Source organism: Pseudoxanthomonas sp. UTMC 1351 (genome assembly GCF_040948865.1).
In the GTDB taxonomy this organism is placed as follows: Bacteria; Pseudomonadota; Gammaproteobacteria; order Xanthomonadales; family Xanthomonadaceae; genus Pseudoxanthomonas_A.
The window spans coordinates 32,410-56,507 of record NZ_JAVGJT010000032.1 but is presented as its reverse complement, the minus strand read 5'-3'; the positions used below and the strand labels follow the sequence as shown (position 1 = coordinate 56,507).

Here is a 24,098-nt window from a genome sequence, read left to right as displayed (position 1 = left end):
GCTCTTTCCATCAGCTCGCAACAAAGCCAAAAGCAACCGAAGCCCGTTCGCCCTCTTGACGCGCTGCGGCGCGTTTTCAATCGCGCCCATTGAACGGCTACGGAGGTGCGGAGCGACGTTCCGCCGCTTGCGAGCAGAAGCGAAGAGCTCGCGGCGAGACGCCGCTCCTACAACAAACGACGGCAGGCAGGTTGCGCCGTTGAGGCCATTGCGCCCGATCCATCCCGCGAATACATAGGCATTATGGTGACCTCAGCGCCGCACCCGGAATGGACATGCCCGCAAAGAAGTCCAGCCCCAAATCCCCGCAAACCGTCGAAGCCTTCCTCGCCGATCTGGATCATCCACTCAAGTCGGTGATCCTGGCGTTGCGGGAGTCGCTGCTGCGGACGGATACCGCGATAGGCGAGGCGATAAAGTGGAACGCACCGAGTTTCCATGCCGGCGAACACTTCGCCACCATGCACCTGCGCCAAGCCGGCGCCGTGCAATTGATCCTGCACCTGGGCGCGAAGAAACGCACGATACCGAAAGGCGCCATCGACGACCCGCAACAACTGCTCACCTGGTTAGGCCCGGACCGCGCCACGCTGAAATTCGTCAGCGTGGATGACGTGAATGCGAAGTGCTTTGCGTTGCAGGTGCTGATTCGTCGGTGGCTGGAATACGTCTAAAGCGTAGACGTAGTCGCGAGCGCTCATCCTTTGTAGAAGCGGCCATTAGCTTGTGTAGGAGCGGCGTCCCGCCGCGAGCTCTTCCCTTTAGATCGCGTCAGAAGCGGAGAGGTCGCGCCGAGACGGCGCTCCTACAACACACGCGGCGCTTACCACCTCCCACGGGCTACCGCGCTCATTTCGCGTCCTGCCAGCCCGTTCCACAGCGAGTGGCGGGTTCTTTCCCGCTTTCGCGACTACATGGATGAACGGGGCCAAGACGCCGCTCCGCTTCGAGTCCGGTCGCCGAAGCCGACTAGGGACTGCTCGACTGCCGGCGTCCGATCCCGTCGCACACAACCGACAAACTTTTGAGGTAGAAGAACGATGAAGCTGCAAACGACACTCCTGCTTAGCTCGATATTGCTCGTCAACGCAATGCCCTCGGCACATGCCGCCGGCCCGCGCCCGTTGTTTCAATTCCCGGCCGAATGCGGCCAGATATGGGATGCATCGACCTACGACGGCCATTGGCCGGACCAGGACAGCATCGACCTTACCGTCCGTGACGAGAACCTGGCCAATATCGGCGCGGGTGAGCCCGTGCTCGCTTCCGCCGCGGGAAAGGTGACGTTCGCGGGCATGGTGAATGATGAGTACCGGGTCTATCTCGATCACGGCGATGGTTGGGTCACCCATTACATCCATCTTGAGACGGAGAGCCCGTTGCCGATTACGGTTGGGCGGGAAATCGCTCAGGGCGAACAGGTCGGGCGTACCGGCAAGAGCGGGGCGGATGCGATCCACCAGCACTACACGCAGCTGCAAGATAATCAAGCCGTGCGGATCGCCTTCGCGGGCGCGTTGATCAAAACGCATGCAGGTAACGAGAGTTCCTATGGCACCTGGGGCAAGAGCAGCGCCGAGAAGATCATCAGCCTGAACTGTGCCGGCAATACCTTCATGGGCTGGTCGCAGGGCGGCAACTACTACAACTTCCTCTACAAGCCCGGGTCCGGCGAGACCAAGATTGTCCGCATGAAGCCTGACGGCACCGGCATAACGTCGACCTGGGACGGGGAGTGGAGCACGGGTTGGACGAACTTCATGCCCTATCGCCTGGCGACCGGCGGCCATCCGCACGCGATCGTCTACAAGTCATCCACCGGCCAGGTGAGCTTCCTGCGCTTGAACCTGCATGGGGCAGGCGTGACCACGCTCAGTAGCAACACTTGGTACAAAGGCTGGACGGATTTCGTCCCGCTGACGCTGGCCGGGGACAAGTATTTCATTGCGTACGACTCGGTCCACGGCTACGCCAACATCGACCGCATCAGCGCGACGGGCGATGGCACGACGAGTGTCTACAAGCGCACCTGGGACAAGGGAGTGACGGCGCTCATTCCATACCAGATGGGCAGCGCACAGTTCGTCCTTTTGTACAAAGGCGGTACCGGTGAAGTTGAGATCGACGAGATCACCGGCAGCGGCAACAACGTCGCTGCTGTCGGTGTGTGGACGGGCGCATGGACGAAGGGATGGACGAACCTGGTCCCCGTCTCCCACATGGGGCAGCAGTTCCTGCTGGGCTACAAGGCGGCGACGGGAGATGCGAAGCTCATCAAGCTCAAGGCCAATGGCCAAGGCGTCGAAATCACCGGCGACATGAGCTGGACCAAAGGCTGGACCGCGTTTTCGCCGATGCTGATCGACGGGAAGGGCCACGTTCTTCTTTACAAGCTTGGCAGTGGCGAGGCGAAGGTAGTCCGTTTCAAGGACGACGCGAGCGGTGTCGACATCATCTGGGAAGGCACCTGGACCACGGGGTGGAAGTAGGGATCCCAACAGGACGCTGAGGAGTTAATCGGTCCGTAGGCTGGGTTGGCTTCATCAACCCAGCGTTCCGATGTAAGACTTACGATACTGGGTTGATGAAGCCAACCCAGCTATCGCGTGTTTGCGAAATGCATTTCACGCTGTTGGCGCATCACTGAGTTTGTTCGGCACCTGCCGGGTTGATCGCGAGCGTGTCCACGATGAGCGGTTCTTCCACGAATGCTTCCTCCACGACAGGCGCCATGGCAACGGCTGCAACCGCGGGTGGCCTGAGGAGCAATCGCGTGCCTAGCCCACGCAGCAGCGTGGCACCAGGTAGCTCGACCAGTCGATACATCGCCCAAGCGGCCAGCAGGATCGCCGCCGTGACCGGGATAGCCAATGCGGGAGTGGGTGGCATATCGCCCATCAGTACCATCGCGACATAGATGATGGGAAGGTTCAGCAGGTACATCGAGAAGCTGCATTCGCCGCACATCGTGATCGCGCGGTTGCCGAATATAAGTTTGCTCAAGCCGGTGTCGAACGAGAACAGGAACACGAAGACGCCGGCGAACAGCGCGGGCACCAGGTCGAGATACAACTCGCGCTTCGTGCCAAGGTCCAGCCCGACAACGCCAGCCACCACCAGCCCGATCAGCACCACGGCCAGCGCCTGCAGGTAACTGAGGGAGATCAGCCCGACGCCGGCAGCAATCCGGCTGCGTAGCAGGCCAAACGCCACGCCGACAACGAAGTAATGGATCTTGGAGCCGACGAACGTGCCCGGCAGCGCGCCGCGATTGGCCATCAACGTGAAGACAACGGTCAACGCCAACACCAGCAGGGCGGCGTTGTTGCGGGTTCTGAATGCCCACAGCGCAAGCCACAGCCCCACGAAGATCACGTAGAACTGCACTTCCGGCGGAATGCTCCACAGCGCCGAGACGTTGCCCGAGAACGCCAGGTGGCGAATGAGGTTCTGATGAGTAATGGCGTAGACGAACTTCGCATCGATCAGGTTGTAGATCAGATACGACGCCACCACCACGGTGAGGTATGCGGGTGCGATACGCGAGAAGCGGGAGATGCCATAGCGAGCGACGGCGGAATAGTCGAACGTCTTGTTGCCGTAGAGAAAGGCCATCAGGAACCCACTGAGGGTGAAGAACACCATCACCCCCATCTCGCCGGGGTGCAGTCCGCTGATGGCGAAGAAATGCTCTTCGGCAAGGTGCGCGTAGACGACCAGGAGTGCCGCCATTCCGCGAATGCCGGTTAACGAATCGATGCGTTGTTCGGGGCTCATGGGGGGTGGCTCCGTGACATATTTGAGTCAATCGCACCCATACCCGCACGACGTGTCGCGCGGCCACAAGGCGTCCGCTTTGTTGCACATGCAGATCAACGAAGCCGCTTGGCTTTATGGCCTGGCTGAGGTGGGGGCCGCAGGCATCGCGTTCGTCATCGAGGATTGTAGGGGCCGCGGATAGCGAAAACCGAGATCGGGTTTACTTTTCGAAGCGAATCGTCATATTCGCCGGGCCGGCTGCGGGTTCTGCGGCTGCTCCTCAGGCCGCTGCCGCATTGTTAGCGACGTGGCAGTGAAATACGACTCGCCCACGGCAGCAATCTTGTGGGAGCGACGTGAGTCGCGACCGGAAACATCGACGTCGCGACTCACGTCGCTCCCACAAGGTGGATGACGCTGGCGCTGCTTCTTTGGTCAGCGGCACGCCCGTACAGCCCACAAATGACACACTCTCATTCCATTTCGCGTAACCGATGCTCCGGTTGTCCGCATACCACCAGCTCGCCGGGGCCGGTTACCGTGCCAACGGCCTGCACGCGGTCGTTGGGTTCGAACGACTGTATATCGTCCAGGGGTTGTGCCTTGCACAGATTCCAGCGTGCGGGAAGTTGCACGCGGACGTTGCCCGCGGCAGTGGACACCATCACCACCGCGTTGCCGTCGTAGGCCCATGGATCAGTGTTGACGCTGACCACGTTGCCTTCGATGGTCGCCTCCTGGCCGACGGACGGCGCGCTGTCGGCGGAGGCAGTGGCGCAGCCGGAAAGTGCAGCAAGCGCCGCGGCGGCTGCGAGCAGTGGCGAGAAAGGTGAAATGCATAGGCGTTGGATCATCGAATGGCTCCGGGGAAGAATGTTCGTTCCAAGACGCTTTATCGTATCCGGAGTCCGTAACCCCGCGTAGCATTGATCGTGGCTGCCTTTGGTAGCGTGCGCTGTGCGCACGTCGACGCGTCCACCCCCCCCATGCCTCCGGCGACCCGCCTCCATGCGCATCGCCCACGCAACGACTAATCATGACGATCTACACGGGAAGCGCGCTGCTCGACATGCCAATACTGCCCGCATCCGCATCGGGAAGACGTTCAATGAAATCATCGCTATCCGTCATTGCCCTGCTGGCAGCACTCTCGTCGTTGGCGCAAGCGCAGGAGACCTGCCCCGACAGATCCGCCTATGAGCCCGCGCGCGAAATCATCCGCGATCTCGGGAAAATAGTCGCGCCCACCGGTGTGCAGGAAGCCTACGCCACCAAAATCGGCGGTATCGACCAGTGGATCAACGTGCGCGGGCAGGACCGCGGCAATCCAATGGTGCTGTTCGTGCATGGCGGACCGGCGGCGCCGATCACGCCCAGCCAATGGCAGTTCCAGCGGCCGTTGGAGGAATACTTCACCATCGCCAACTACGACCAGCGTGGCGCCGGCAAGACGTTCAATCTGGTGCCGCCGGAAAGCATTGCCGACACCATCCACGTCCAGCGCTACGTGGACGATGCTATTGAAGTGGCCGAACACCTGCGCAAGCGCTACGGCAAGCAGAAACTGATCCTGATGGGTCACAGCTGGGGCACGGTGGTCGGCATGCACGTGGCGCTGAAACGGCCGGATCTGTTCCATGCTTATGTCGGCGTCGGCCAGGTCATCAACACGCGCGAGAACGAACGCGTCAGCTACCAGTACGGGTTGGCACAGGCGAAGGCTCGCGGCAATGCGGAAGCATTACGCGAACTGGAATCCATCGGCCCGTATCCCGGTGACCAGCCGATCACCCGCGAACGCATCATCATTGCGCGCAAGTGGCCGCAGTTCTACGGTGGCCTGACGGCTTTCCGCGAGGATTCCACGTACTACTTCCGCGCCCCACGCCTGTCGCCGGATTACGACGACCGTGACCGCTGCGCGATCAACCAGGGCAGTGTGTTCACCCTGGACAAGCTGATGGCGGAATTCCTGGAAGTGGATTTCACCGGCGTGCGGCAATTCCCCATCCCGGTGGTGATGCTGATGGGCCGCCACGACTACACCACGCCTTCCGAACCCACAGCGCGTTGGATGGAGCAAGTGACAGCGCCATACAAACAAGCAGTATGGTTCGAACGCTCCGCCCACATGGCGCCATGGGAAGAACCCGGCAAGACGCTGGTCAGCCTGTTGGAATACGTGCGCCCGTTGGCGGTGGAGCACCGTTAGAGCGGTAGGATGGGTCGAGCGCAGCGACACCCATCACTCGGATGCCTTGACGAGCGATGGGTGGACCGGCTGCGCCGCTGAAAGCCGCTGCGCTCGACCCATCCTACGTTCACAAGACGCTTCAGGATTGTCGACGAGGGCGCCGCCTGCGATTGCTACATTCGGCTGCGGCGAAGACCATCGAGGAGAAACAGCATGCGCGCATCTCTGTTCTTGCTTACCGGGTTATTGAGCCTGGCAAACGTTTCCTACGGTGTGGAACCGCCTCCCTCTCCGCGTCCTGTTGTCGGTTCCGACGACGGCAGCATGACGCTGCCCAGTTTTGCCGTGCCCTATTCGATGTTCGCCTCGCCGGAATCATTGAAGCGATTTCGCGAGATATTGGTGGAAAGCAAACAGACGCCGGGTTGGGAAGGGGGCATCGAAGCGCCTCGCCGCTTCTACGACCAGATCAACGCCGATCGCGCCGAGCGCATGAAGAAGCTTTACCCGGTGAAGCTGTCCACACAGACGATCGCCGGCGTGGGTGCGGACGTAGTCGAACCTGCCGACGGCATCGCGTCCACTAACCGCCAACGGGTGCTGATCAACCTGCACGGCGGTGCTTTCCTGTGGGGTGCGCATAGCGGTGCGCTGGTGGAAGCCATTCCGGTGGCGGCGCTCGGCAAGATCAAAGTCATCGGCGTCGATTATCGGCAAGGACCGGAGCACGTCTTTCCCGCCGCCACCGAGGATGTAGTGACCGTTTACAAAGCGCTGCTGAAGACCTATCCGGCTGCGAACATCGGCATCTATGGTTGTTCCGCGGGCGCCATACTGACCGGAGAGGTCGTGGCGCGGTTGATCAAGGATGGTATTCCGGTGCCCGGTGCCATCGGCACCTTCTGCGGCTCCATCGCGCCGCTGGGCGGTGATTCCTCGTACGTTTCACCGGCGCTCAGTGGCGACCCGGTCGGCAGCGGTCCTATACCGATCACCGAACGCTTGCCTTACTTCAAAGGCGCCGATGAAGCCGACCCACTGGTGCTTCCGGCCAACTCGCCCGACATGTTGAAGCGCTTCCCTCCGACGTTGCTGATCACCGGAACGCGCGACTCCGCCATGAGCGCCGTACTGCAAAGCCACCGGCTGCTGACCAATGCGGGTGTGGAAGCCGACCTGCACGTCTGGGATGGCATGTGGCACTCGTTCTTCTCCGATCCGGAGCTACCGGAGTCGAAAGAAGCCTACGCGGTGATCGCGAAGTTTTTCGACAAGCACCTGGGTAGATAGTCGGGCTCTAGGCGCCAGGTCCCAGTGTGAGCCGAAAAAGCTTCTCAACAGCCGAATGGCTGGTCATGGCGAGTGTAGGATGCGGTAAGCCAAAGGCGCACCGCATCGTTCGCGTTTTTCCGTGGGAGGGGAGTTTCCTTGCTTCGGGGCCGCGATCAATGCGGTTCGCTTTGCTCACCGCATCCTACGTGGCCGCTCCGAGCCGCCGGATGACATGAATCAAGATGTCGAACGGATGAAGTAGCGTGCGTTGTGGGCACGATCACGCGATTCCAACCGGGCGCCCATCCGCCTGCCTGACCGGACACACAACGGAATCGCATAGCCCAGGAACTCCCAATGAGAATCCCAGTCAACCAGCGTTCGCGTTGGCGTCAATAGACTGCCGAATACTTTCGTTGGCCGGGATGATCGATATTGGTGAAGCGGGCTTTCCATGATGAGTTCGTTCCCAACGTCGTGGCCGTGGTGGTCACCGCGATCATATTGCTGCTGATGGGCCGGCAGCTTCTCAAGGGTCCGCACTTGCTGCCGCGCGAAGAAGGCGAGCGCATGCGGATCTCCTTCATTGAACGCGTAAGGGAGCCATCAGTCATCCCGCCGCGCGCGCTGCCCCCGATCCAGCCCGACCGCGCGGGCGACCAGGCCAGCGCACCAGCACGGACTCCGGAAGCCATTCCGCCCGCACTGCCGCCGCGCCGGCCGCAGACCACGCCCACTGCTCCCTCAGTGGCCACCAAGCTGTACACCCGGGAAGGGCGGGCGAAGCTGCCGCCGGGCATGTCATCCGATCCGATGGGGCCCGCTCCGTCGACCAGTCCGCCTGGCACACCCAACGAACGCGAACTGGCGAGGGCGAAGCAAGTCCTGGAACGCCCCAATCCCATCGACTACCGCAAGACACGCTTCGACAAGGACTGGGTCAGCGACGGCACCGCGGGCGACATCGCCGCGCAGAAACTTGGCAAACGCATGGAATCCATCGGCAAACTGATCTTCGGCGAGGACACCCAGCCAGCCGCACCGCGGCCACCGCCAGATGTGCGCTTCAACCCCGGGCTGCACGAACGCTCAGGAGACCTGGGTAGCGAGAAAACCGGCGACGCCTACAAGTCCGCACCCATCGCATTCGAAAAAGCACCAGACCTCAAAGGCGAAGCCAGCCGCCGCATACGCCAGGCAGTGAGCGAACTTGAGAAGCGCCACGCCGGGTGCGACCCGACCCGAACTAAGACCTTGCTAGCACCCGTCCAATCGCACCTGGCCGATCTGCAGCGTGTCGAATACGCCATGGCCCGCGGCGCCGATCCCGTCCAGGCCGAACACCTGCTGCCGCGTACCGCCGACAACGCCTACGACCAGGCGCGCCGAGCGCTGTGGTACGCCGATCGCCAGCTAGCGCCGTGCAAAAAATAGAAGAACAAATGGTAGAAAAACAGGGCAGGACTTCCCGGCGCCTCAGAATGACGCTTCTAAAAAGCACGGATGGATTCCTTGTGGGAGCGACGTAAGTCGCGACGTTGATGTTCCCGGTCGCGACTCACGTCGCTCCCACAGGATGGCTCCTATGACCAAGCACGGTGGTACGCCGATCGGCAGCTGGCTTCATACAAAAGATAGAACGAAACAGCGAGCGGCCTCTCGTAGAGCGGAGCTGCGCCCCGCGATAACTTCGGGTCAGTAGTAATGAGGCCGTTGCAACGGCTGGCAATGGCGAATAACCGCTAATCCGCTTCTAGGGCAGCCGAGCAAGCTCGGCTCTACAGAAGCGCGGACACATCTTCTGTGGGAGCGACGTAAGTCGCGACGTTGATGGTTCCGGTCGCGACTCACGTCGCTCCCACAAGGATGCTATGCCGACGCTGCCGCCAGCGGCTTGACGGCCAACATAGAATCTCGGCTCTACAACAAGCACCTTTGAAGATTCGCTATCGCCTGCCGTTGCGACGGCCTCATTGCTACTGACTCGACGCTATCGCGGGGCGCCCCAACACCCGCCGCATGCAACGCAACATATGGCTCTGATGGGAGAAGCCCGCCTCCAGTGCGACATGGCTGGCGGGCAGATCACCCCGCCGCAGCAACTCCACCGCGCGATTGACGCGTTGCCGAACCACATAGGCATGCACCGGCATCCCGATCGACCGCTTGAACAACGTCTTCAGATGCGAAGCGCTGATCCCCGCGACCTGCGCCAGTTGGAACAGCGACAAATCATCATCCAGATGCGTATCGATGTATTCGGTCACGCGCTGCAATTGCTGCTTCGATAGGCCACGTGCCGGCGGCGTTGCCGGCGCGGTGCGATGGCGGGCGAGCAGATGCGCGATCAGCGCGATGCTCAGGCTTTCGGTGTAGACACGGCCGCTGGGATGTCCGGCTTCGTGGTCTGCATCCAATGCCCAGCCGATATGCTGGATCTGCGCATCGCGAAAATTATGCCGTGGCGTGATGCTGGCCCGTGATCCATCCAGCCCAATGTGCTCCGCCGCGCGCGTCATGAGCGCAGGCGGGAATCGCAGGATCACCGAAGTACTGGCGACATCTTCCACCCAGTCGTCGCTGCTGCCTGTCGGCAATAGATCGATGTCGCCATGTTGGTACATGAACCGGCCGCTATGGCAGGTGCCGGTCACCGGCGCGCCGGTGTGGATCTTGATGCGGTGGTCCGCTGCCGGTTCCAGCGTCACCGGACCCGGCCGGGTCACCATGCGCTCGACCTGCATACCACCCGTTAAAGCGGTGGCGGCGGCGATATCCATCACCGCCGCGTTGAACGGCATGGCATTGGAGAGGGTGGCGAGATTCATGGAAGTCTCCGGGCTAAGGCCGAAGGCCATTGTCCTGTTTCGATTGGCCCAATGCGGTGGACACAGCATCCCATTGTCCGAATGTGCTCAGTCCGGGTCCGTTTCGGCGCGACGTCATCGTCCGCTGGCGACAGGATGCGCACCCGCCCACACGAATCCCGCAACCGCGGACCGGGCGACTACAGAACGGAGCAGACAATGAAACAAGCGACGGTAATCGGATTAGGACAAATGGGCAGCACGCTGGCGCAACTGCTGCTGGACGGTGGTTATCGGGTGACGGTGTGGAATCGCAGTGCGGGCAAGGCCGACCTCGTGGCGAATGGCGCGGTGCTGGCGCCCAGCGCTGCCGCCGCAATTGCGGCCAGCCCGGTGATCGTGGTGTGTGTCCACAACTACGTGGCCACGCGCGCGATCCTGGCATTGGACGGCGTTGCCGGCGCGCTGGCGGGAAAATTGCTGATCCAGTTGAGCACGGGCGGCGTGCAGGAAGCTCGGGATCTTGAAGCATGGTTGCGTGACCAGGGCAGTGCTTATCTGGACGGCGCCATTCAGGCTGCGCCCAGCCAGATGGGTCGCGCCGACACTCCCATTCTGCTGTCCGGCGCCGAGCCCACCTTCCGCGAACAAGAAGCGCTGCTACGCGTGTTCGGCGGCGGACTCAGCTATCTGGGAGAGGACGCAGGCGCCGCATCGGCCATGGACATGGCAACCTTGTCGTATATCTATGGCGCGGCGATCGGTTTCTTCCACGGTGCACGCATCGCGGAATCCGCGGGCTTCCGGGTGGATCAATATGGGGCGCTGGTCGCAGGGATCGGTCCGACGCTAACGGACTTCCTCAAGTACGAAGGTGACGTGATCCAATCGGGCGACTTCAAAGTAGGCGAAAGCCCGCTGAAGATATCGATCGAAGCCACGGAGCGCATTGCACAGGCTGCGCGCGACACCGGCATCAACGATGAGTTTCCCTCGTTCGTGTCCGGCCTGTTCCAGCGTGCGGCCGATGCGGGTTATGGCGACGAGGAAGTGGCCGCGATCATCAAGGTACTGCGCGGCAAACAGTAAGCAGGGCGGGTGGAAGCCGACGGGCCCGCTGCGCTCGGCGAGGCGACCATTCGCCATCGCCGCGCGCTCTTCTCACCGGTGCCACAAACAAATCAAAAGCTCGCGCCGAGGACGGCGCTCCTACAAAAAAAGCGGTCTTATCAAGTCAAGACAGCACGCTTTCGCAGCGCGAAACACCGTTCTGCTTATCAACCGGGCGTCGGACCGGTATCCACCACACGCGTTGTAGGCGCGGGATCATGCAGAACAACCGGCCGCAACGCACTGGCCTGCAACTGTTCAGACAGCGCCTCCAGTGCTTGATTGGTCCGGCGTTGTTCCGCGATCAGACTGTGCAACAACGATTTGACGCCGAATACCGCGAAGGGCACCAGGATCCAAAGGATCGCCAATATGCACAGGAAAGCGAATATCACCAGGCTCAGGATATCCCTGCCGCTGGCCAGAACATTGGTATCCATCATTGCCTCCTTCCACCAGAAATAGGCTGCACCGCGCGGCGGGTTCTGGCGCGATGGCGTGTCGCCATTGTCCGCAGGCAGGTGTGAAGTGGCTGTCGTACGATGTTCATAGGGCGGACTCAAGCCCGCCCCGCGACGTCAGCTGCGAAAAGCGAGGGTAGCTTGGGTGGGCCGGGGCCCACCCGATGCGTCGTCCGCGAACCGTTACGAGAACGAAAATTTCACGTTGCCGGTGTAGTCGAGCATCCACTGCACGCCGAACTTATCGACAACGCAGGCGAAAAGCTCTGCCCACTCGGTCTGCTGCAGCGGCATTTCAACCTGGCCGCCCGCCGACAGCGCGGTGAACAACCGGTTTGTTTCGTCGGCATCGTCCGGAGACAGGGAGATGTAGAAGTTGTTGCCCGGGGTGAATGGCTTGTTGCCATGCTGGCCCACCACATCCGTTCCCATCAGCACGTTTCCTTTGCCCAGCGGCAATGCGATATGCGCCAGTTTGTCGCGGTCGGACTCGGCGACGCCCATGTGGCCGGGAAAGTCCGCGTAGCGAATCACGCCGGCGAAGTCGCCGCCGAACACCGAGCGGTAGAAATCGAAGGCCTGCTGCGTATTGCCCTTGAAGTTCAGATAAGGATTGACTGCCGATACCATGATGGTTGCTCCTGTCTTCCGCACATGCGGACTATGTGACGACGAACGAGGGTGGCATGGATCGACACGGCTCCGCCCGGTCGTAAGGGAGGAGCTCTTTCGTGTAAAAAAAAGCAGATCTCCTCTCCTGGCCCGGAATGACAGGTATTGGGTGGCATAGGTCATCGTGAACCGACCGCGGTCGAAACCACAGGCCGCTTGACCTCAACCAGGATTGAGGTTCTACCGTTGTGGGCCTGCACAGATCAGCCAGGAGTACCCATGACTTCCCCGTCGCTGAAGGATTCCGCTCTCTATCTGGAACGCCTGGGCTATGCTGCCGCGCCGCCGCCCACATTGGAAACGCTGCGCCAGCTGGTGCAGCGGCACACTCAGACGTTTTCATTCGAGACAATAAACACGTTCCTGCACCTGCCCGTGCCGGTCGACCTGTCGTCGCTGGAGCGCAAGCTGCTGCACGACGGGCGTGGCGGCTACTGCTACGAACTCAACCACTTGTTCCTGGCATTGCTGCATCACCTGGGTTTCGACGCGCGCGCCTTGACCGGCCGCGTGGTGATGGGCGGGCCGGAAGATGCGATCACCGCGCGCACTCACTTGGTGGTGTTGGTTACCGTCGACGGAGCGCCGTACATAGCCGACGTCGGTTTCGGCGGCATGGTGCCCACCGCACCATTACGTCTGGACACCGAAGCGGTGCAGTCCACGCCGCACGAGCCGTATCGCATCATCCGGCAGGGCGAGGCCTTCCTGCTGAGTGCGGAGGTGACCGGCGAATGGCGCGCGATGTACCGCTTCGACCTGCAACCCCAGGAACTGGTCGATCTGGAAGTGGGCAACTGGTACGTGGCCACGCATCCGGATTCATCATTCCGTGGTCGTTTGACGGCGGCACGCACTGGCGCCGGGCTGCGCAAGACGCTGCAAGGCAATCGCTTCACGGTGCATCGCCTTGGCACTCCCAGCGAGCATCATAGTTTGAGCAGCGTGGACGACATCGTTGCGGTATTGCGCAATGAATTCGGTATCCGAGTGCCGGCGCAGCCCGAACTGCGCCTCGCCATGGAGCGCCTGCTCGAACGCGAACAGCAGGCCGCTTAACCACCGATCATTTCCTACGATAGGGCTCGCAACCCACGCCATCGTTGTCCCGGTCCAGATGCGTGCCGTAGCCCGGTTGGCCGCGGCGCACCGGCGCCGCACCTGCGGCGCGCGCCTCGGCACAGTTCGCGAAGGCTCCGCCGGGAGCATTCCGGGGCGGAGCAAAAGGCGCCGGCGCCAGGTCATCGCGCGGTATGTCGCGCGCGGGTGCAACTGTGAAGCTGCCGCCGCCGCGGTGGCAGTGATAGCCGCCGTTCTTGCGGTCATTGTGGCAGCCGTCTTTGTTAAGGCCGCCGCCGTGCGCCCACGCAGCCGGAGCGGCAGCCAAGGACAGCACCCAGATCATAAGCACGCATTTCATGTCGATCCCTCCCAAGGACGGAAAGAGCGACGCAAGGTCCATGCCAAACGGAAGAGTGACGCTCGGTCCGTCCTGCGCTCGACCCGTCCTACCGATCCTTCAATCGGCAACGCAACTACGGAACGCGCGCCAGTTTTTCCTCGACAGCGCTGAAGACGGAGCGTACGCCGGTCGGTGCATCCGGCACACCGGTAGCAAAGTAAGCCACGCCGGTGCCGGCGTCGCGATCCACCCACAAGCCCGACAGCAATCCATACGCCGCGCCGGCATGGCCGACGCGGGCGACGCCGTCACCGAATGGGTTGTCTCTGCAGCCTTCGCGCAGCGTTGCCAGGGTCTGTACTGCCAAGCCATAGCGGCAGTAGAAGCCTTCATGCGGTTGGCCGCTATCGTCTTCTTCGTAAGTCATGCCATTGCCGGGCGCGTAGGTCCAGGCGGGTTGCACCAACGTCTGCACAGAGGCCGGCGTCAATATTCGCGCGCCATCCACGCTGCCGTCGCCAAGCAGCATTCTTCCGACCTTGGCCAAGCCGTTCGCGGAAATACGCAGTCCGCCCTGCGGCGAGAACAGCGCACCGTTGCTGCCGGCCCGCCAGCGAGACAGATCGCATTCGCCATTGCGCGCAGGCACGACGGAACACGCTGGCTTGCCGCCGCGGTTGTCGTCGCGCAGCGGCTTGTGATCCTGGTCGTACAGCACCACGGCGCGGGCGGCGGTCGCGTCATCGCACGAATCCCAGTTGAAGCAGCCGGCGATACCGAGCGGGTGCAGCACCAACCGGTCCATCAGTTTGTCGAAACGCTCGCCCGTCGCCTTTTCCATCACCGATGCCACCAACGGAAAGTTCAAGTTGGTGTAGCGGAAATAGGTGCCGGGAGCGTGCTCACGATCCCAGGCGCGTCGGTCCTTCAAGATGTCTTTCAGCTCCCCATCCAGCGGTACGGCGTAGTAACCCGCCGCATCGGTGAGGCTGGAACGATGCGACAGCAGCAACCGCAAGGTGATGGGAATATGCGGGTGAGCAGGGTGACGCAGTTGCCAGCCCAGCAATTCGGAAACATCGGCATCCAGATCCAGCTTGCCTTCTTCTACCAGCCGCATCACGCCGATGGCGGTGACCAGCTTGGAGATCGAGGCGATCCGAACCGGGTCATCGGCGGTGATCCGGCGTGCGGTGTTTTTGTCGGCCACGCCGTCCGCGCGCACCGCGGTGATGCCATTGCGGTCGAAGGCTACCCTGACCGCCGCTGTGGGCTGCACGGCGTCGGCAACGTTTGCGACCAACAGGATCGCCGTCAGAGAACAGAAGGACAGGCTTCGCAACATGCTGGGATCCAAGGTTATTAATCCGCTGAAAGCAGGGAGGCGCTTTTAGGATAAATCCGCGTTCGCGAGTCAATCGACAATGAAAAGCTTAGCCCCGGTTGCCGTATAGGAACGATGAGGTTCGGCGTTGTCCGCCACCTGATAGCTCATTCCGGACTTAAGGACGAACTCACGGCCATCCTCCAGCTGCGTATGCAGTTCGCCTTCCAGGCATAGCAGGATGTGTCCTTTCACACACCAGTGATCCGCCAGATAACCCGGCGTGTACTCGACCATGCGGACGCGGATATTCCCAAAGGTACGCGTGCGCCAATACGCCAGGCCGTGCTCGCCTTTGTGGGCGGTGGCTTCCAGCGTGGACCAGTCTGTGGTGTCGAATGGAATATCGGTTAGTTGCATGGGAGCCTTGCACCAGCAGAGTGTGAGCAGCCCCCTTTTTTGAAGGGGGCGGGCGTCCGCGCAGCGGACGACGGGGGATTTGCTTTTGCTTTTCGCTTTTTTAGAAAGCAAAAGCAAATCTCCCTCAGCCCCCCTTCTAAAAAGGGGAAGTAAAGCAAGAGCTTCTCCGATTCCCGATTCCCGATTCCCGATTCCCCATTCCCGCTATCCTTTCCACATGCATACCTATATCGCCTTGCTGCGCGCCGTGAACGTGGGCGGCACCGGAAAGTTGCCGATGGCCGAATTGCGCACGATGTGCGAAGCCGCCGGATTTGCACAGGTGCGTACCTATATCGCCAGCGGCAATGTGGTGTTCACCAGTACTTTTGCCGCCAAGCAGGTAAAAGCGTCGCTGGAAGCCGCGCTGGCTGCTTACGCGGGCAAACCCGTTGGCGTGCTGGTGCGTACCCCCGCTGAAATGGCGCAGGTGCTGGCCGCCAATCCGTTCCCGGGTGCCGCGTCCAACCGGACCGTGGCGATCTTCCTGGACGCGCCGCCGCCCGCGGATGCGCTGGCAACCGTCAAGCACCGCAAGGACGAAGAAATCGTCCTCGGCAAGCGCGAGATCTACGTGCACTACGGCGATGGCATGGCCGATTCCAAGCTGGTCATACCGGTAGCCAAGACCGGCACGGCACGCAACATGAATACGGTTGCGAAGCTGGTGGAGATGGCGGGGGAACGCTGAGCCGTGCCTGGGCGATGCGCACGAATGGCACGTGGAAAAGTAGGATGCGGTGAGCAAAGCGAACCGCATCGGTCGAGCGCCCGAAGCAAGGAAACTCTCGGGTGTGGAAAGAACGCGAACGATGCGGTGCGCCTTTGGCTTACCGCATCCTACGGCTAGGTTATTCGGGCGGGAACGTGGAGTTTCCGTGTGAAGCACCCCCGGATGCGGCCTTTGGCCTTATCCGGGCTACCTGACTCCTCGCCTTCACCACTGCGCCACCAACTCCTTGAACGGTTTGCCGATACGGACGCCATCCGCGTTGTAGTCCGTTATCGCTTTGCCGTCGACGGTCACTCGCACGGGCCGCTCACGACTCGGCCAGCTGACCTGTAGGGCGGTGCCTTTACGCAATCCGGAACCCAGCTTGACATGCAGCTGGTCGCCTTCGCGCCGCGCCGACATCGTCAGCGCGCCATAAGCGGTGGGCAACGCACTGACACTCAGCCCATCACCCGCGACCCAAGACGGCGGCGTACCCGGCAACAGCGCCAGATGATCGTCGGCTTCGTGCATCAGCATGCCGAAGATGGAGCGGGCGTATTCCGAACCGATCCAGGTATGCGGCATGTCGCCGAGATAGATGGCATGGCGAAGATCGGAATAGACGACTTCCGCCAACACCTGCCATTGGGCCGGTCGCCGGTGGCGCAGCAGGTTCATCAGCAGTTCGTTGGCTTCCTTCGGCTGGTTGAGGTGCACGTAGGTCAATACGTTGCGCATCTCGTACGGCGTGTAGGCGTACAGCGAATTCGGTTCGTCGCGCTTGCGCACGTTGTCCAGATAGCGTGCGAAGGTGCGTTCCAGTGCATCGGCCGGCATCAACGCCTGTTGGTCGGCGGGATCAATGCCAATGGATACGCTGGTGGGGTCGCTTTCGCCAAGATCGGCGGAGGCCGGAATGAAGTCGATGCCTTTCCACTTCATCGTCGCGCGAATCGATGCAGCGACAGACTTGCTCAGCGCTTCATACTGTTCACGCGCCCAGGCTGCGGTTTCGCGGTCGCCCCATTGTTCGGCCAGCCATGCGCCATCGTGCCAGCCTTTGAGCGCCCAGTAATCGTCCCAGTAACTATGTGTCGGCGTGGGATAGCCTTCATGACTGATGGATGGCGCAATGATGCCGTGGAAACGTTCCGGCGCTTCGTGTTCGGCCTGGTAGCCGGGGACCATGGTGCGCTCGCGCAGTTCCTGCAGGAATTTCAGTGCCAGTTTCACCTTGGGCTGATAGTCGCGCACGCTGTCCGGCCCGCCATCCAGACGCGCGACTTCGGCAATCAGCCAGATCAGCTGACCCTGGCTGTCGTATTCGATATCCGACCCGAAACCGGTGTTGACCGTGCCGTCGTCGTTGAGGATCGGCGAGACCAAGCCGTTTTCGTGCACGGCATGATCGGAATACCAACGAAGATAATCACGCGCGGTCTTCGTCATGCCCATGCGCAGCAGGGTCGCGGCGGTGGCCGAGCCATCGCGGATAAAGGAGCGGTCATAGTTGCGCGGACCGGGCTGCATGGCCGGGCCGGTCTGGTTGATCAGCATGTAGGCCGCTTGCGCGCGCACCATGTCGACCAGGGAAGCGTCAGGCAACGACAGCCCGATCTTGCCCAGACGCGACTGCCATTGCTGCTCGACTTGCGCGGACAGCTTGTCGAATGCGGCGCCTGCATCGCGTGCGTTGCCGAGCAAGTTGTTTCTGTCCAGCGCGGGCGAATTGGGCAGGCGCTTGGCCTTGGGATCGATGCGGTCCTTGCCCAGTGCGAAAGCGAGCACGATGTCGCGGTGCGCGCCCGGCGCCAGTTGCACGCGGTAGGACAACATGCCGGCGGCAAGCCCGCTTTCGTCCTGTGTGCGGGTTTGCTCCGGAACCTTGCCTTCGGCTGCGTAGCGGGTGATTTCGGTTTCGCCATGTGCGCCGAACGGCGCCGTGCCCTGGGCATCGGCGGCGGTCAGTGCGTGGAAAAGCACGCGTCCATTTACACGCACGGCTTGGCTTTTGTCATCGCCTTCGATCGCGATGTCATGGATGGGCGACAGACCGCCGTTCTGCCATGGTGGACTGACCTGCATCGGTCGGGTGAGCAGTACGAACTGTCCTTCGATCGCCGTCGAACCGGTATTGGTCAGCCGATGGCGGACCAGCGTGACGGGCGCGCCGGATTGCTCGATGGCGATGGCTTCGCTGCTCAACTGCAGGCCCGGTTGCGGCGACCATTGCACGGTCGGCATAGGCATCCAGCCGTTGCGCAGGCTGTGCTTGAGGTCGGCGTCGAACGCAGCGGCAGCGCGGCCCGAGGCATCGCGCCAAAGCGGCTGTACCAGCGGAGCGGTCTTGAAGGCTTCCAGGTTGCCGTATTCGTCGAACACGGATTTCTGTTGTCCGGCCGGAATGCCTACGGCCGTCCAATACACCTGCTTGGCATGCAGCGAAGAAGGGAACAATTCCTTGTGCCGGCGCGAGGCAGCGATTTCATAGCGCCGCATCGGTGTCATTACTTGCTTCGGGCCTAGTAGCCGCAGGCGCTGCACCTCGGTCGACTGCGCGCCATCGGCGACGGTCAAGCGAAGCGCGTCGATCGTATGCGGTTCGTTCGCCGCAAGAAACGAAGTTTCGCCGTAAGCGTCGGGATCATCGGACAAGGCGATCCAGCGTCCGGACTCTTCGCGACCTTCCAGGCGCGCACTGCGCGGAGTGCCGCGCCAGAACACCTCCAATCCCGCCAGCGGCAACGGCCGCGGCAGTGCGATGTCCAATTGCCGCGTGCCCGCCGTTTTGCCGCGCGACTCCACTGTGCGCGGCGAAGCGGCCACCCACAGACCGACCGCGTCCTTGTCGTTATCGGTACCACTGATGCGGGGTGTTTCGCGTGGCGCCAATGGTTCGAATTCGAACACCGATACGCCCCAATCCGCTGTGCGCTCAGGCGCCGCCAATCGCAGGTATCTGGCCTTCACCGCGGGAAACATCTGGTACTCGATGCCGCCGCTGCCGTCGCGGGTCTGGAAGGCGGTCTGCCACTGCTGCCCGTCGTTGGAATACTGGATCAGGTAGGAACGGGCGAAGCCGTAGTCCCATTGCAGGATCACCCCGCCGACCGTGGCGACACGGCCCAGATCTACCTGATACCAATGCCCCGGCGAAAACGGGCCACCCCAACGAGTGGTCGGATCGCCATCGATTCCGAACGGCGGCACCATGGTCTGTTGCGTGCTGGAAGAGCTGGTGGCCTGCCATTGCTCACGAGGTGGCAGCCGGTCCTGCGCAAACACGGACGACAGATGCAGGCATAGCCCGGCGAGCACCGCCAAGCGCCCAAGCCATGCGGGCGAGAAGAAAAGGCGGACGGATTCAGTAGGCATGCGGCTTACCGGGGGCGGGCTCAGGGGAATGAAGCCCGCCGCAGCCGGCTTCAAGACGCCGGATACTAGGGATGAAAACGTTTACATGCCAGTCGCAGCGCACCATGAATTGGGTCGGCGGATGCGCTCTGGTAGAGCTGGAGGCCTCTGCAGACGGTCAACCTGTCACGGCGTTCGTGCCGGGATAGCGTCCTTGTGGGAGCGACGTGAGTCGCGACCGGAAACATCACGGTCGCGACTCACGTCGCTCCCACAAGGAATGTCTCCGCACTATGTTTACAACATGTCGATTCACCACCACCTGGTTCGTCGTATCCACGAAGACGCCAATCTGGCCGTCGCATCCGTCAACGAAACAGGAGATCGCCATGTCCAAGTTCACCACGCTCGCTTTGCTGGTCTGTACAGCCGTTGCCACCGCATTCCCGTCTTTCGCAGCACAGACGTCGTCGTCAACCCCATCGTCTGTGACCGCTGCTACCAAGAGCGGAAAGATGGCCATCAACGGCGTGGACTACTACTACGAAGTGCACGGGCAGGGAGAGCCGCTTCTTTTGCTGCACGGCGGCTTGGGTTCCATCGATATGTTCCGGCCGACGCTGCCGAAGTTGACGGAGAACCGCCAAGTGATCGCGGTGGACCTGCACGGTCATGGTCGCACCGCGTTGGGCGAGAGGAAGTTCAGCCTCGAATCCATGGGCGATGACATGGCGGCGCTCACCCGCAAGCTGGGCTACGACAAGGTCGACGTGCTTGGCTATTCGCTGGGCGGCGGCGTGGCGTTGCGGATGGCGCTGCAAAAGCCGGAAAGCGTCCGGCGCCTAGTGCTGGTTTCGACGGGATTTTCCGATGAAGGCTTCTATCCCGGTATCCGCGCGCAGCAGAACAGCCTGACCGCCGATGCGGCCCCGATGATGAAAGAAACCCCGATGTACCAGTCCTATGTCGCGGTGGCTCCCAAGGTCGATGACTTCCCGCGGCTGCTCGGCATTCTGGGCGACTACATGCGCGGCCACTACGACTGGTCGGCGGAAATCCCGCAGCTGAAGATGCCAGTAATGCTGGTGTACGGCGATGGCGACATGTACCGCCCGGAGCACGAGATCAAGTTCTACCAGTTGCTCGGCGGCGGTTTGCAGGACGCCGGCTGGGGCCGGGAGACGCTGTCGCAGAACCGCCTCGCGATCCTGCCGAACCTGACCCACTACGACATCTTCACCTCGCCCCGCCTGATGGAAACCGCCCTGCCGTTCCTCAACGGCCAAAGCGACGCCAAGAGCTGGGCAGAGCAGGTGGGGAGCCGGTAAGGGGAACTGGGAGCGAAAGCACCTTGGTATTTTTCGGAATCCGCAACGCCGTCACCCCGGCGCAGGCCGGGGCCCAGTGCCTTCCAGACCGTCAAGTCGCTGGATCCCTGCCTGACCGGAAGCGCCGTTCAACAGCCGAATGGCGGGTCATGACGAAACTGTCTTGATCGTTTACAGGCCACGAAGTGGCCGACTGACCTGTTCACAGGCGCTTATGCGCCGACTTCCCGATCTCGCGCCGCAATCAGGGCTTCCCACGTCATCATCAATTGACTATCGTGCCGCCTCGCTTCTGCCGTAAAGCACTTCATGACTCGAAATTCCTGGCTCTGGCTGGTGGTGCTGCTGATGGCGGCAGCGCTGGCGGTCACCTTCATCTCCAACCCAAAGTACCCCGTTCCCCGGCCCGAAAACACACCCGAAGCCACGCCTTTCGGTTGGACCGCGCAGCTGGGGCTGGTAGCGGGAGATGGTGTGCAGGGCTTGCGGGATGGCCCAGTCTTGCAGGCGCGCTTCGCTGACCCGTACGGCGTTGCCGTGGATGGCGATGGCACGCTGTACATCGCGGATGCCGGCGAAAACAACCTCATCCGCAAGATCGGTGTCGGCGGCACCATCACGACTCTGGCGGGTTCCGTCGAAGGCTTCGCCGATGGCGTTGGCAGCGCCGCGGCTTTTCATACGCCTTCCGGACTGGCATGCGATGCCGCGGGCAATATCTATGTCGCCGATACCGGCAACCACGCGATCCGCAAGATCAGCCCACAAGGCGTGGTGACCACGCTGGCGGGTAACGGCACCGCGGGCTTTCGCGACGGCCTTGGTTCGCAGGCACAGTTCAATGGACCGATCGGCGTGGCGGTGGACGCGACTGGCAACGTGTACGTCGCCGACACGTACAACGACAGTATTCGCGTCATCCGTGCCGATGGCCACGTGATTACTTTGGCCGGCGCCGAACAGCCCGGTTATCAGGATGGTCCGGCCATCGCCGCCCGCTTCGATACGCCCACCGCCTTGGCAGTGGATGCATTGGGCAATGTCTGGATTGCCGATACACGCAACAACGCGATCCGCAAACTGACGCCCAGCGGCGAAGTGAGCACGCTGGTGAGCGCGCTGCCAGGGGAGATGAGTGCAGTGCGCCGACCACTCAGCCTGGCGGTGACGCGCGATGGGCTGCTCTATGTCGGCGAAATGGCGCGCGGCCGGATACTGCAGCTTTCCCGAGGCGGTCAGTGGCATGTGCTGACCGGCGGCATCCGCGGTCAGCAGCTGTCGCGTCCGTCCGGCCTGGCGATCAACGCGGCTGGCGCGCTCTACGCGGCCGATGCCACCAGCTATCGCATCCACAAGATTTCACCGTTGGCCGGAGATGCCGCTCCATCGCTGGCGACAGTAGGCCCGGCCGCGGATCATCCTTTGCCTGATACGGCCGGCCGCTGGCCGTTGCGTCCGCAGGACGGCTGGCATGAAGTGGTCGGCACGCTTGGCGAAGTGCGCGGCAACTACCAGGGCGAGAATCGCGACCACCTGCACAGCGGACTGGATATCCGCGGCGATGTGGGCGCCGAAGTGCTGGCGATCGCCGACGCCAAGGTCAGCAGTCCATCAGGCACCTGGGGCACTGGCGAGCAGGGCGAAGGCATTGCACTGGACAGCATCAGCTATATCCACATGCGGGTAGGCCGGACCGCGCGGGGCGCGGCGATCGACCCGCAACGTTTCCATATGCTGCGGGACGATGCCGGCGCGCTGGAACGTGTACGCGTGCAACGCGGAACCCGCTTCAAGGTAGGCGATGTACTCGGCACCCTTAACGGCCTGGCGCATGTGCATCTCAGCGTTGGCGTCAATGGCTTTGAGCGCAATGCAGTGGCGTTGGGCTTCAAAGACTACGCCGACCGCTATCCGCCACGCATCGACAGCATTCGCTTGGTCGATGTATCGCAACAGCCGCTGCAAAAGAAGCAGAAAGGCCGATTGCTCGTACCACGCGATCTGACCCGCGTGCAGATCCTGGTGGAGGCGTGGGATCAGGTCGACCGCAATCTACCGCGCCGGCGGCTGGGGCTGCATGCGCTTGGCTACCAGATACTGGGTAGTGACGGCACACCATTGCCTGGTTATGAAACGCCACGGATGAACATCGAGTTCAACCGCATGCCGGCGGACATCGACGCGGTGAAAATCGCCTACGGCCCCGACAGTGGCGTCACCGCGCACGGTAGCGCGATGACCCGGTTCCAATACGTGGCGACCAATACCGTGCGCGATGGCGCAGTCGCGACCGGCTTCTGGGAACCCAGCGAACTGCCAGCCGGCGATTACACAGTGCGCATTACCGCGAAGGACTACAGCGGCAACGTGGCTCAGGCCCGACGCGACTTACTGCTGACCCTGCAATAGCACTGTTTCATTTGGTACTAAAAGCCGAAAAAAAAGCACTCTCTTTTGTTCGTCGCTTGCGTTCATACCACTGAATAGCGCTTGTCAAATCACTTACATCTCCGGTGCGATGATAGGGCGTGCATCCATTGGGTAATCATCCGCGTTGAGTCAGTACGGTCGCCAGGTGGTGTTGCGCGGCGTAGCGCTTGACTGGCCGTCAGGTCAAGCCGTGCGGCGCGGGTGACTACCCAATGGATGACACGCCCTTATTGACGACGTACGGCATCACTTTTCTTCATCGATGCGTCGGCATTTTCGTGTAAGGAGAAGACGATGGTCAGCAAGAGCAACGCGCTTCGTTCCGCGCCCGATGCAGGTAGTGGAATCGCCAGTGGACAACATCAAGGTTTGCGCCGGCCCGATGTCGGTCAGCCCGTGGAGAAGGCCCTCGATCAGGTCGATCTGACCGATCAGGGCGAAGTGGCGGAAGACCAGTGGCGGGATCGCCGCAGTCGCGGCGCACCGCCCGCGAAGAAGGCGCGACTTAACGGCGGAAGCCGTTGAGATATAGCGCGACACGTGGGTAAACAGGCGTAGGTAAATCGGGCTTGTGTAGGAGCGGCGTCCCGCCGCTCCTACAAAAGATCATGACAAAAAGATCACGACGAACGATGCCGGTCGCTGTGTCCTGGCTCTCGCTTGGCGGCTTCGTACTTGTGGGAGCGACGTGAGTCGCGACGTTGATTTTCCCGGTCGCGACTCACGTCGCTCCCACAAGAACCGCATCGAACAAAGATCGGAAGAAAAAAAGACGGGCCCAGCCCGTCTTCTTTTCACCACACCACCACCC

20 protein-coding genes are annotated in these 24,098 nt (G+C 61.9%); 11 read left to right on the top strand and 9 right to left on the bottom strand.

All coding sequences use genetic code 11. The features are described from left to right. The first annotated feature begins 275 nt into the window (after positions 1-275). A complete protein-coding gene (locus tag AB6O04_RS18205) occupies positions 276-674 on the top strand; it encodes a DUF1801 domain-containing protein (protein WP_368565704.1) in 399 nt (132 codons plus the stop codon). Positions 675-1,040: 366 nt separating this feature from the next. Beyond that, a complete protein-coding gene (locus AB6O04_RS18200) occupies positions 1,041-2,489 on the top strand; it encodes a M23 family metallopeptidase (protein WP_368565702.1) in 1,449 nt (482 codons plus the stop codon). A 151-nt stretch (positions 2,490-2,640) separates the two neighbouring features. Here the strand turns inward: AB6O04_RS18200 and AB6O04_RS18195 are convergent, their stop codons facing one another. Both AB6O04_RS18195 and AB6O04_RS18190 read right to left on the bottom strand, forming a co-directional pair. Beyond that, the gene (locus AB6O04_RS18195) at positions 2,641-3,777 is read right to left on the bottom strand and encodes an acyltransferase family protein (protein ID WP_368565701.1); all 1,137 of its coding nucleotides are present in this window, start codon (positions 3,775-3,777) and stop codon (positions 2,641-2,643) included. A gap of 455 nt (positions 3,778-4,232) precedes the next feature. Continuing rightward, positions 4,233-4,613, bottom strand: coding sequence for a hypothetical protein (locus tag AB6O04_RS18190; protein ID WP_368565700.1), 381 nt, complete (start codon positions 4,611-4,613; stop codon positions 4,233-4,235). A gap of 254 nt (positions 4,614-4,867) precedes the next feature. Between AB6O04_RS18190 and AB6O04_RS18185 the strand changes: the two genes are divergently transcribed. The 3 genes from AB6O04_RS18185 (at position 4,868) to AB6O04_RS18175 (ending at position 8,659) form a co-directional block, all read left to right on the top strand. Next, positions 4,868-5,971, top strand: a complete 1,104-nt coding sequence (locus tag AB6O04_RS18185; protein WP_368565698.1) for an alpha/beta fold hydrolase — start codon at positions 4,868-4,870, stop codon at positions 5,969-5,971. 195 nt (positions 5,972-6,166) lie between these two features. Then, complete coding sequence (locus AB6O04_RS18180; protein WP_368565697.1) at positions 6,167-7,243, top strand: alpha/beta hydrolase; 1,077 nt, start codon at positions 6,167-6,169, stop codon at positions 7,241-7,243. Positions 7,244-7,663: 420 nt separating this feature from the next. Continuing rightward, positions 7,664-8,659, top strand: a complete 996-nt coding sequence (locus AB6O04_RS18175) for a hypothetical protein (RefSeq protein WP_368565696.1) — start codon at positions 7,664-7,666, stop codon at positions 8,657-8,659. Between the two features lie 542 nt (positions 8,660-9,201). On the opposite strand, the gene AB6O04_RS18170 is transcribed toward AB6O04_RS18175, so the two are convergent. Then, complete coding sequence (locus AB6O04_RS18170; protein ID WP_368565695.1) at positions 9,202-10,053, bottom strand: helix-turn-helix domain-containing protein; 852 nt, start codon at positions 10,051-10,053, stop codon at positions 9,202-9,204. Positions 10,054-10,104: 51 nt separating this feature from the next. On the opposite strand from AB6O04_RS18170, the gene AB6O04_RS18165 reads away from it, so the two are divergent. Continuing rightward, positions 10,105-11,121 (top strand): NAD(P)-dependent oxidoreductase, encoded by a 1,017-nt coding sequence (locus AB6O04_RS18165; RefSeq protein WP_368565694.1) that lies wholly within the window; start codon positions 10,105-10,107, stop codon positions 11,119-11,121. A gap of 188 nt (positions 11,122-11,309) precedes the next feature. Here AB6O04_RS18165 and AB6O04_RS18160 read toward each other — a convergent pair whose 3' ends face one another. Then, positions 11,310-11,582: a hypothetical protein gene (locus AB6O04_RS18160; RefSeq protein WP_368565693.1), complete on the bottom strand. Its 273-nt coding sequence runs from the start codon at positions 11,580-11,582 to the stop codon at positions 11,310-11,312. A gap of 204 nt (positions 11,583-11,786) precedes the next feature. Then, on the bottom strand, positions 11,787-12,233 hold the full coding sequence (locus tag AB6O04_RS18155; protein WP_368565692.1) for a VOC family protein: 447 nt from the start codon (positions 12,231-12,233) through the stop codon (positions 11,787-11,789). 261 nt (positions 12,234-12,494) lie between these two features. Here AB6O04_RS18155 and AB6O04_RS18150 point away from each other — a divergent pair, with 261 nt between their 5' ends. Continuing rightward, positions 12,495-13,334 carry an arylamine N-acetyltransferase gene (locus AB6O04_RS18150; protein WP_368565691.1) on the top strand — a complete coding sequence of 280 codons (840 nt, stop codon included), beginning with the start codon at positions 12,495-12,497 and terminating at the stop codon, positions 13,332-13,334. A 7-nt stretch (positions 13,335-13,341) separates the two neighbouring features. Here AB6O04_RS18150 and AB6O04_RS18145 read toward each other — a convergent pair whose 3' ends face one another. From AB6O04_RS18145 to AB6O04_RS18135, 3 genes are all read right to left on the bottom strand, one after another. Beyond that, complete coding sequence (locus AB6O04_RS18145) at positions 13,342-13,695, bottom strand: excalibur calcium-binding domain-containing protein (protein ID WP_368565690.1); 354 nt, start codon at positions 13,693-13,695, stop codon at positions 13,342-13,344. A gap of 115 nt (positions 13,696-13,810) precedes the next feature. Further along, positions 13,811-15,022: a serine hydrolase domain-containing protein gene (locus AB6O04_RS18140; RefSeq protein ID WP_368565689.1), complete on the bottom strand. Its 1,212-nt coding sequence runs from the start codon at positions 15,020-15,022 to the stop codon at positions 13,811-13,813. Positions 15,023-15,091: 69 nt separating this feature from the next. Beyond that, a complete protein-coding gene (locus AB6O04_RS18135) occupies positions 15,092-15,421 on the bottom strand; it encodes a DHCW motif cupin fold protein (RefSeq protein WP_368565688.1) in 330 nt (109 codons plus the stop codon). A gap of 217 nt (positions 15,422-15,638) precedes the next feature. On the opposite strand from AB6O04_RS18135, the gene AB6O04_RS18130 reads away from it, so the two are divergent. Then, positions 15,639-16,151 carry a DUF1697 domain-containing protein gene (locus tag AB6O04_RS18130; RefSeq protein WP_368565686.1) on the top strand — a complete coding sequence of 171 codons (513 nt, stop codon included), beginning with the start codon at positions 15,639-15,641 and terminating at the stop codon, positions 16,149-16,151. Positions 16,152-16,397: 246 nt separating this feature from the next. On the opposite strand, the gene AB6O04_RS18125 is transcribed toward AB6O04_RS18130, so the two are convergent. Further along, positions 16,398-19,550 (bottom strand): discoidin domain-containing protein, encoded by a 3,153-nt coding sequence (locus AB6O04_RS18125; protein WP_368565684.1) that lies wholly within the window; start codon positions 19,548-19,550, stop codon positions 16,398-16,400. Between the two features lie 368 nt (positions 19,551-19,918). Here AB6O04_RS18125 and AB6O04_RS18120 point away from each other — a divergent pair, with 368 nt between their 5' ends. The 3 genes from AB6O04_RS18120 to AB6O04_RS18110 all read left to right on the top strand — a co-directional run bounded on the left by AB6O04_RS18120 (position 19,919) and on the right by AB6O04_RS18110 (position 23,812). Continuing rightward, the gene (locus AB6O04_RS18120) at positions 19,919-20,857 is read left to right on the top strand and encodes an alpha/beta fold hydrolase (RefSeq protein ID WP_368565683.1); all 939 of its coding nucleotides are present in this window, start codon (positions 19,919-19,921) and stop codon (positions 20,855-20,857) included. Between the two features lie 309 nt (positions 20,858-21,166). Beyond that, entirely contained in the window at positions 21,167-23,266 is a 2,100-nt protein-coding gene (locus AB6O04_RS18115; protein WP_368565682.1) for a gluconolaconase, read from the top strand. Between the two features lie 315 nt (positions 23,267-23,581). Beyond that, positions 23,582-23,812, top strand: coding sequence for a hypothetical protein (locus tag AB6O04_RS18110; RefSeq protein WP_368565681.1), 231 nt, complete (start codon positions 23,582-23,584; stop codon positions 23,810-23,812). Positions 23,813-24,098 lie beyond the last annotated feature (286 nt).

What these genes read in the sequence shown, in the direction of transcription:
- AB6O04_RS18185 (WP_368565698.1), top strand. Translation starts at nt 4,868, where the DNA reads ATGAAATCATCGCTATCCGTCATTGCCCTGCTGGCAGCACTCTCGTCG.
- AB6O04_RS18145 (WP_368565690.1), bottom strand. Translation starts at nt 13,695, where the DNA reads ATGAAATGCGTGCTTATGATCTGGGTGCTGTCCTTGGCTGCCGCTCCG.
- AB6O04_RS18160 (WP_368565693.1), bottom strand. Translation starts at nt 11,582, where the DNA reads ATGGATACCAATGTTCTGGCCAGCGGCAGGGATATCCTGAGCCTGGTG.
- AB6O04_RS18190 (WP_368565700.1), bottom strand. Translation starts at nt 4,613, where the DNA reads ATGATCCAACGCCTATGCATTTCACCTTTCTCGCCACTGCTCGCAGCC.
- AB6O04_RS18125 (WP_368565684.1), bottom strand. Translation starts at nt 19,550, where the DNA reads ATGCCTACTGAATCCGTCCGCCTTTTCTTCTCGCCCGCATGGCTTGGG.
- AB6O04_RS18130 (WP_368565686.1), top strand. Translation starts at nt 15,639, where the DNA reads ATGCATACCTATATCGCCTTGCTGCGCGCCGTGAACGTGGGCGGCACC.
- AB6O04_RS18180 (WP_368565697.1), top strand. Translation starts at nt 6,167, where the DNA reads ATGCGCGCATCTCTGTTCTTGCTTACCGGGTTATTGAGCCTGGCAAAC.
- AB6O04_RS18140 (WP_368565689.1), bottom strand. Translation starts at nt 15,022, where the DNA reads ATGTTGCGAAGCCTGTCCTTCTGTTCTCTGACGGCGATCCTGTTGGTC.
- AB6O04_RS18170 (WP_368565695.1), bottom strand. Translation starts at nt 10,053, where the DNA reads ATGAATCTCGCCACCCTCTCCAATGCCATGCCGTTCAACGCGGCGGTG.
- AB6O04_RS18120 (WP_368565683.1), top strand. Translation starts at nt 19,919, where the DNA reads ATGTCCAAGTTCACCACGCTCGCTTTGCTGGTCTGTACAGCCGTTGCC.
- AB6O04_RS18110 (WP_368565681.1), top strand. Translation starts at nt 23,582, where the DNA reads ATGGTCAGCAAGAGCAACGCGCTTCGTTCCGCGCCCGATGCAGGTAGT.
- AB6O04_RS18200 (WP_368565702.1), top strand. Translation starts at nt 1,041, where the DNA reads ATGAAGCTGCAAACGACACTCCTGCTTAGCTCGATATTGCTCGTCAAC.
- AB6O04_RS18115 (WP_368565682.1), top strand. Translation starts at nt 21,167, where the DNA reads ATGACTCGAAATTCCTGGCTCTGGCTGGTGGTGCTGCTGATGGCGGCA.
- AB6O04_RS18165 (WP_368565694.1), top strand. Translation starts at nt 10,105, where the DNA reads ATGCGGTGGACACAGCATCCCATTGTCCGAATGTGCTCAGTCCGGGTC.
- AB6O04_RS18205 (WP_368565704.1), top strand. Translation starts at nt 276, where the DNA reads ATGCCCGCAAAGAAGTCCAGCCCCAAATCCCCGCAAACCGTCGAAGCC.
- AB6O04_RS18195 (WP_368565701.1), bottom strand. Translation starts at nt 3,777, where the DNA reads ATGAGCCCCGAACAACGCATCGATTCGTTAACCGGCATTCGCGGAATG.
- AB6O04_RS18150 (WP_368565691.1), top strand. Translation starts at nt 12,495, where the DNA reads ATGACTTCCCCGTCGCTGAAGGATTCCGCTCTCTATCTGGAACGCCTG.
- AB6O04_RS18155 (WP_368565692.1), bottom strand. Translation starts at nt 12,233, where the DNA reads ATGGTATCGGCAGTCAATCCTTATCTGAACTTCAAGGGCAATACGCAG.
- AB6O04_RS18135 (WP_368565688.1), bottom strand. Translation starts at nt 15,421, where the DNA reads ATGCAACTAACCGATATTCCATTCGACACCACAGACTGGTCCACGCTG.